This window comes from Gemmatimonadota bacterium (assembly GCA_039715185.1).
Taxonomy (GTDB): domain Bacteria; phylum Gemmatimonadota; class Gemmatimonadetes; order Longimicrobiales; family RSA9; genus DATHRK01.
Genome location: JBDLIA010000122.1, coordinates 1 through 7,086 on the forward strand (window position 1 = coordinate 1; position 7,086 = coordinate 7,086).

Below are 7,086 nucleotides of genomic sequence, written 5' to 3' on the forward strand. Positions count from 1 at the left end.
CGCGGCGATCGACTTCAAACTCGTCCTGCCGGAGGTGATCACCTCCGTGGTGGAAGAGGCTCGGCAGGGCGCTGTGGGCCCAGGGTCAGCCGCGCCCTGACGTTTCCGCGGAAACGTCATTCGCTTGGCCGCTTCGCCCACGTCGCGTCGCGCCCCCTCCGAAGGAGCTGGATCTCCCCATCATCCCTCAGCGACCGAAGAGCGCGCTGAATCGTCGGGCGGCTGACGCCGGGGCAGGCGCGCGCGACCTCCGCGTAGCTGAAGGTCTCGGGGAGCCTATGGATGGCCGCCATCACCATCTGCCGCTTGGCGCCTCGCCTGGACGTGATCGCGCCGACGCGCTCGTCCAGGACACGATACGCTGTCAGCACCGCCACGCCGAGGAAGTATTCCCACCAGGGTAGCAAAGAGTGCTTCCCTTCGTGCCAATCCTGGGAGGAGGCGAACAACGCCTCGTAGTATCCGTCGCGAGTGTCTTCGACCACTCGCTCCAGGCTGATGTAGCGCCCGACGCCGTACCCGGCCCGGTAGAGAAGTAGGAGCGTGAGAAGCCGCGCCATGCGGCCGTTGCCGTCCAGGAACGGATGGATGGAGAGGAAGTCGAGCACGTACGCACCGATCAGCAGAAGCGGCTCGATCGCACCGGACTCCCATTCGACGTGAAACCGCTCGTGAAGGGTCTCCATCGCGGCCGCCGTACGGTGCGGCGGGACGGGATCGAACCGGACCCGCACCGTGCCGTCAGGGAGCGTCTCGGTGATCTGGTTTGGGGCCGTCTTCCAGTGTCCTCCACGACCGGGCACGAACCGGTATAGGTCTCGGTGGAGCTGCAGAACCAGTCCAGGAGTGAACTCCATGTGCGCCCAGTTCGCGTGTATCGTGGCGAGCACGTCCCGGTAGCCGGCTATCTCCTGTTCGGATCGGTTGCGCGGGCGGTCCCCGCGGACGACCAAGTCCTCGATCCGCTCGTGCGGCGCGCTCACCCCCTCGATCCGATTGGAGGACTCGGTGCTGGCGATGAGCGCCGCCTCCCGCAGCGTCTCCAGCACTTCCGGCGCCCGGGTCTCGTGGAGCTGCTCCCTGCCGCGATGCTCGCCGATGGCGCGAACAGCGCTGAGGAGAGAGGGAGAGATGGGGTGCGACTCGAGAAAACCGGGCCTGAAGGAGTTCAAGGATGTGATGGCATTAATGTGATCACGAATTTGTTCATACGATCATATTAATTGCATCGCTTCGAGATGGCCAGTCGGCCCGATCCGCCGACCGTCATGGGCTGACTTCGAACGCGGCTCGATCCGCATCGAGGAACTCCGTCAGGAAGTCGGCCAGCTGATCCGGTCCGGCGTCGAGCGGCACGCGCACCAGGTGCGCCGGAACGCCGTCGAAGCCGCGCCTCAGGACGGCGCGAGTGTCCTCCATGAATCGCTCGATGCCGGGCAGGACCGGGGTCCAGCCGCCGCTGTGCATCGCGGCCACCAGATCCGCCATCGGCTGAGTCTCCCTGAGCAGCGTGGCCGCGGCGCGCCGGACCAGGCCCTCCGTGTCCAGCGGCGAGCACGTGACCTGCGCGACGTCGGCCCGCTCCATGAACAGCGCTTCGGACAGTCGTCCCTGCTTTGCCACCCTGTCGGGGCCGAGGAGCTGCTCGGCCGATACGCGGCGGCGAACGCGGTCGGGGCCCAGCATCCGGGCGCGGAGCCGCCAGTTGGCGCGATCGACGGGCGAGCGTCCGCGCATGAGGGCACCGCAGAGTTCCGGCTGGCCCTCGACGTTGTACGCGTACACTTGGAGCCGCTTGGGCGTACGCCACAGGACGCCTTCGTCATCGACCAGGGCGAGGTCGTCGCTCAGGAACCGCCAGCCGCTCTCGGTGACCAACTTCAGCATGGACGAGGTCTTTCCCACGCCACCCCAGGCGACGACGGCCACGGCCCGCCCGTCGCGCTCGAAGCTGCTCGCGTGGACGTACGACTGACCCAACGCGAGGCCGGCGATCTGCGTCAGGTGGTCGAAGACGTTGTACATGAAGTTCTTCGTGACCTTCTCCGACGGCAGCAGATAGTTCGAGTTGCCGGCCCGCAGCATCCAGTGCGGCACCCGACGCTCGGCGGAGAACCGAGACCGCGACCGGATCCTCACGCGGATGGCGGGTGGCTCGCCCGAGACGTGGTACTCCAGGCCGCCGTGGCGGGCGATGTACTCGTCGCGCGCGACTGCGAGCGGGGACAGCAGGGTGTACTCCCGCAATGCCGGCAGGGGGGAGGCGAACTCGATGTCCAGGTGCCGGGTCGCCAGGCGGTCGACCCGCAGAGGTCGCAGCTCCTGCGTCAGATACGGCAGGATGGGGTCCGTGCCCGACACGGAGACCCCCAGCCTGCCCAGCCGATAATCACGCCTGTCGGGACGCGATTCCACCTGATCTTTCCTCGATGAGCCCATTCCAGGTCGCCTCGGCGCTCACGCCCCCACCGCCTCCCCCACCTCGATCGCCTGCCCACGCCTCCACTCCACGATGCGCCCCGCCACCGCCGATGCGGCCACCGTGTACGGCGACGCCAGGTACAGTCGCCCGGGCCCGGATCGGCCCGGGAAGTTGCGGTTCTGCGAGCTGATGGTGACCTCGTCGGCGGTCTTGCTGGTGCCGGGGCCGGCGGCGATGCAGGCGCCACAGCCAGGCTCGATGAACTCCGCGCCCATGTGCTCGAAGAGCTCCAGGTAGCCCTCGGCCTCGCAGTACCCCCGCACCTCCTGCGAGCCGCACTGGATGTACATGCGCACGTCGGGGTGTACCCGCTGGCCCTGCGCGCGCGCCTCTGAGAGCACCGACGCGTACATGTCCATGTCCTCCTTCTTGCCCGCCGTGCAGGAGCCCGCGTAGGCGGCGTCGATGCGGATGGGCTCGGCGTCCAGCTCGTCGATGTAGAGGCCGTTCCCGGGGTCGCCGGGCAGCGCCACCATCGGCCGGATCTCCGAGGCGTCGATTTCGATGACCTTGGCGTACTGGGCGCCGGCGTCCGACTCCAGGCCCTGGCACAGCGCCCGGGCGCGGTCGGGGTCCATGCCGCGCTCCTCGACCAGGTACTGCGCGGCCTTCTCGTCGGGCGCGACGATGCCGGTGAACGCGCCCACTTCCGCGGCCATGTTGGTCATGGTGGCGCGCTCGTCCACGCTCAGCGCCCGGACCGCCTCGCCCGCGTACTCGATGATCTGGCCTATCGCGTGCCCGTCGCGCACATACGGGTGCCGCAGGATCTCCAGCATGAAGTCCTTGGCGGTGACGTGGTCCGGCTTCTCGCCGCTGACCACCACCTTGAAGGACTTGGGCACGCGCACGCGCACGTCCTTGGTGATCCAGGAGTTGAAGATCGCGGTGGTGCCGACGCCGAAGGCAATGCAGCCGATCGCGCCGGAGTGCGGCGTGTGCGAGTCGGTGCCTACGATCAGCATGCCGGGCTCGGCGTAGGTCTCGAGCATCTTGGAGTGGCAGATCGCCTCCGAGCCCAGCCTCGCCCCGAGTCGCTCGCCGTACAGCTTGATGCCCTGCTTGTCGGCGAACTGCTGCTGCTTGTCCTTGAGCATGCGCGCCACGTCCAGCAGGCCGAGCTGGACGCGCTCGGGCGGCATCACCTCGTGCAGGTAGGTGAGGTGGTCGCGGAACATGATCACCGAGTCGGGATCGGTGACGCGCGCGTCCTCCCCCAGCTTCTCCTCGAAGAAGATCGCCGCCATGGGCGTCACGTACTCGTGGCTGAAGCGGAAGTCGGTGCGCACGAAGCCGCTATCGCCGGGCTGCACCCAGGGCACCCCATCGACGCCCTTCGCCGCGTCCACCACCCAGTTCCGCGCGAAGATCTTCTCGGCCGCGGTCATGGAGCGGGGCGCCGCCGGGGCGCCGTTCCCGCCCGCGGTGGAGGCGCCTGCCGACGCCACTCCGAGCGCGACCCCTTCCGCCCCCTGCGCGGCCACCTCCGCCCCCTGCGCGATCACCTCCACCCCCTGCGACGCGATGCGCGGGATGTCGGCCTCGCCGCGCAGGCGCGCGACGTTGAACTCGAACAGCCCCCCGTATTCGATTATCTGGCGGGTGATGCCGTCCTTGCCGTCGGTGAACTCGGTCAGCGCGATCGGCTCGCCGGCGCGGATCCGGTCGATCAGCGAGAAGTCGGTCGAGGTGAGAATGCCCAGGTTCTGGCAGTTCTCGTTGTAGATCCGCTCGATGTTCTCGGCGATCACCACGCGGATCCCGGCCATCATTTCGGCGTAAGGCGACTGCTCGCGCGAACTGCCCTTGCCGCGTCGCTTGCCGCTCACCGAGCATACGAAGCCACCGTTCTTGACCGTGCCCCGGGCGATGGGGGCTTCGCCACCCGCGCGCAGGCCCAGGTAGGGGAACTGGCCCAGCGTCTCGTCGAAGTAGTAGCAGATGTAGGCCGGGGTGATCTCGTCGGTGGAGATCTGGTCGCGCAGGTTTGCCCGCAGCTCGTCGGTCAGAGGCAGGTCCTCGCCGTCGAGCTGGCGCCGGATCAGGTCCGCGTCGTCGGCCAGGAAGAGCACGCGGCCGTCGAACGTGACGTGATCGGGGCGTTTGACGATGTCGATGGAGGAGACGTCGATGGTGCTCATGCAGCTCCGCGACTGGTTCTCTTTGGATCTATCTGGCGACGGCGGCGCACGGCCGCCGGTCGGGTCTGGCGTCGCAGAAACCTACTAAAGTGCGCGGTCTCGATCTATGCGCGCCTGGCGCGGGCCGGTCCGCGACGATGGATCCCACCCTGCCTGCGCTCGCCTGGGCGCCTTCTTCGCCCGCGACGACCGACCTGGGCGCGTGATGGTTCTCCGCGGGCAGATAGCAACTCGTTCGAAATTCGAACGAGTTGCACATCGCGAAAAAGGGACGTTGACCCCCCGTCCTAAAGGTGCCTGGACTCGATCTGCGCGCGCTCTGACGATCGACTGGGGCGTGTGTGGTCTCGCTGCGGGGAGATCGCAACTCGTTCAAGATTTGAACTGGTTGCACATCGCGAAGAGGGGAGGTTGGGACCCTCCCCGGTCTCTCGGCGTCGTCGAGTCCGTCAGCGCCCCAGCAGGATCTCCACCACCTCGGCGGGCTCGGCGGCCACCGGCGCACCGGCCGCGTCCGCCGCGTCCAGCGCGCGTCGGCGCCGGCCTTCCTCGGCCGGGGCCCAGGTGGCCAGCACGGGCCGCACCCCTGCGGCCAGCGCCGCCTCCATGTCGCTGGCCGTGTCTCCAACGTAGACCGCTTCGGTCACCGCGAGCTCCAGTCGCTCCACCGCAAGCAGGATGCCCTGCGGGTCGGGCTTGGGCCGCTCCACGTCGTCGTCCAGCACCACGGCGTGGAATCCATCGAGCCCCGTGCGGGCCGAGGTGATCTCCCAGGAGCCGCGCGACTTGCCGCTCACGATGCCGCGTCTGAGGCCGCGCTCGTCCAGCCCGGAGAGGAGCTCCCGGACCCCGTCGAACACGCCGCCGAAGGCCGACTCGTGGAGAGCGTCGTATTCGCGCCAGAACGCCTGCCGCGCCGCCGCGCGCTGGTGCTCCGGGACCGCGGCGTTGAAGAACGCGCTCTCCGAGCGGGCGTTGATGCGCATCAGGTCCTCGCGCGTGAGCGGCTTCTCCAGCAGCGGGAGCACCGCGGCCTGGTACGCCTCCCCGTAGAGGCGCTGCGACTCGAACAGGGTCCCGTCCAGGTCGAAGATCACCGCGCCCACGCCGACCGCGCCCGCGCCAACCCCGACCGCGCCCCCGCTCACCGCCCCGCCTCCCACTCGCGCGCCGTGCCGACGTGCATGTGCCCCTTGGCGAGCTCCCTCAGCACCGCCGTGGCGTACGCGCCCGGGGGCAGGCTGAACGCCAGCCGCACGTAAGGCCCGGTCTCGTCCTCGCCGGCGTCGACGTCGAACGTCACGCCGGGGACGCGCAGAGGCCGGCGTCCCCCGGGCGTCCCCCACGGCCCGCGCCGGCCGAAGTCGCCGGCGGCCAGTCCGGCACCCTCCAGAACCGCGGCCTCGCGCGCGGCCTGCGCCCCGGCCGGCTCCTTCATGCGCGGCCCGAACAGCGGCCCCGTGGGCGAGATCTCGCCGCGCGCGGCGAGTTCCGCGACGGACGCGCCCGCCGGGTCTCCCGGAGCGGTATCGCCCGCGGGATCCTCGACCAGGAAGACCCGCTCGCCCTCGTGAACCCAGGCCACGTCGCCCGCTTCGAGCGCGTCGAGGCTCCCCACGCGCGCGGCGAGCACGTCGTTGAACAGCGCCGACTGGAGCGCCGACACGTAGAAGCGGAGCAGCTTCTTGCCGGTCGCCATGACCGCGCCCCGGTCGTCGCGGCCGGAGGCTTTCGCGCGCGCCACGCGCGCGGCTTCCGCGTTGCCCCGCGGCCACGCGCCAGCGGCCTCGGCGAAACGGCCCGCGTCGAACAGCTCGCGCGCCCGCAGCATGTCGCCCGCGTCGCCGGGCTCCGGCCGTCCCGCGATCAGCGCGGCAGCCTCCGCGAAGTCGCCCGCCAGGAGGGCGCGCCCCACCCGGTGGTTGTCCGCGCGCATGCCGAACCTCTGGGCGCCGAAGTAGTTGGGAATGCCGCGTTCGGTGAGCACGGGCAGGACGGCGCGCATGTCGGGCAGGCGGAGCCGAACGTCGGCCGCGGCCTCCCCTCGCAGCTTCAGCTCGAACGCGTTCCCCGCGAGGTGCCCCGTGCGCAGCTTCCTGCGCGTGCGCCACGCGTTGGTGACGCGCACGCGGGGCAGCTCCAGCGCGAGCGCGGCGCCCGGATCGACGTGCTCCACGCTGACGCGCTGCACCGTGACGGCGCGCGTGTCCTTGAGCCCGGCGACGCCCACGTCGCTCGGCCGCACGCCGAGCGCTCGCGACAGGTCGCGCACCGCCGCGGCGGTCGACACGCCCCGCTTCTCGACCTCGAGCAGCGCGTGGTCCCCGTCACCGGTCGGCTCGTGCAGCGGGATCTCCCGCACGACGAAGTCGTCCCAGGAGCGCCGGATGGTGAAGGGGACCGGCGGGACGTCCAGGGTGAGGCGGGGCCAGCGGGCCTGCAGCGTGCGCGGATCGGGCATCA

General features: G+C 70.0%; 5 protein-coding genes. All 5 read right to left on the reverse strand.

Annotated elements, in window-relative coordinates:
• Positions 1-116: 116 nt before the first annotated feature.
• Positions 117-1,172: a Fic family protein gene (locus ABFS34_15200; GenBank protein MEN8376773.1), complete on the reverse strand. Its 1,056-nt coding sequence runs from the start codon at positions 1,170-1,172 to the stop codon at positions 117-119.
• Positions 1,173-1,266: 94 nt separating this feature from the next.
• On the reverse strand, positions 1,267-2,415 hold the full coding sequence (locus tag ABFS34_15205; protein MEN8376774.1) for a hypothetical protein: 1,149 nt from the start codon (positions 2,413-2,415) through the stop codon (positions 1,267-1,269).
• A 42-nt stretch (positions 2,416-2,457) separates the two neighbouring features.
• Positions 2,458-4,623 (reverse strand): aconitase family protein, encoded by a 2,166-nt coding sequence (locus ABFS34_15210; GenBank protein ID MEN8376775.1) that lies wholly within the window; start codon positions 4,621-4,623, stop codon positions 2,458-2,460.
• Between the two features lie 449 nt (positions 4,624-5,072).
• Entirely contained in the window at positions 5,073-5,771 is a 699-nt protein-coding gene (locus ABFS34_15215; protein MEN8376776.1) for an HAD-IA family hydrolase, read from the reverse strand.
• Positions 5,768-7,086: tRNA pseudouridine(13) synthase TruD (truD, locus tag ABFS34_15220; protein MEN8376777.1), on the reverse strand; the 1,319-nt coding region annotated here is incomplete at its 5' end. The genes ABFS34_15215 and truD, both read right to left, overlap by 4 nt.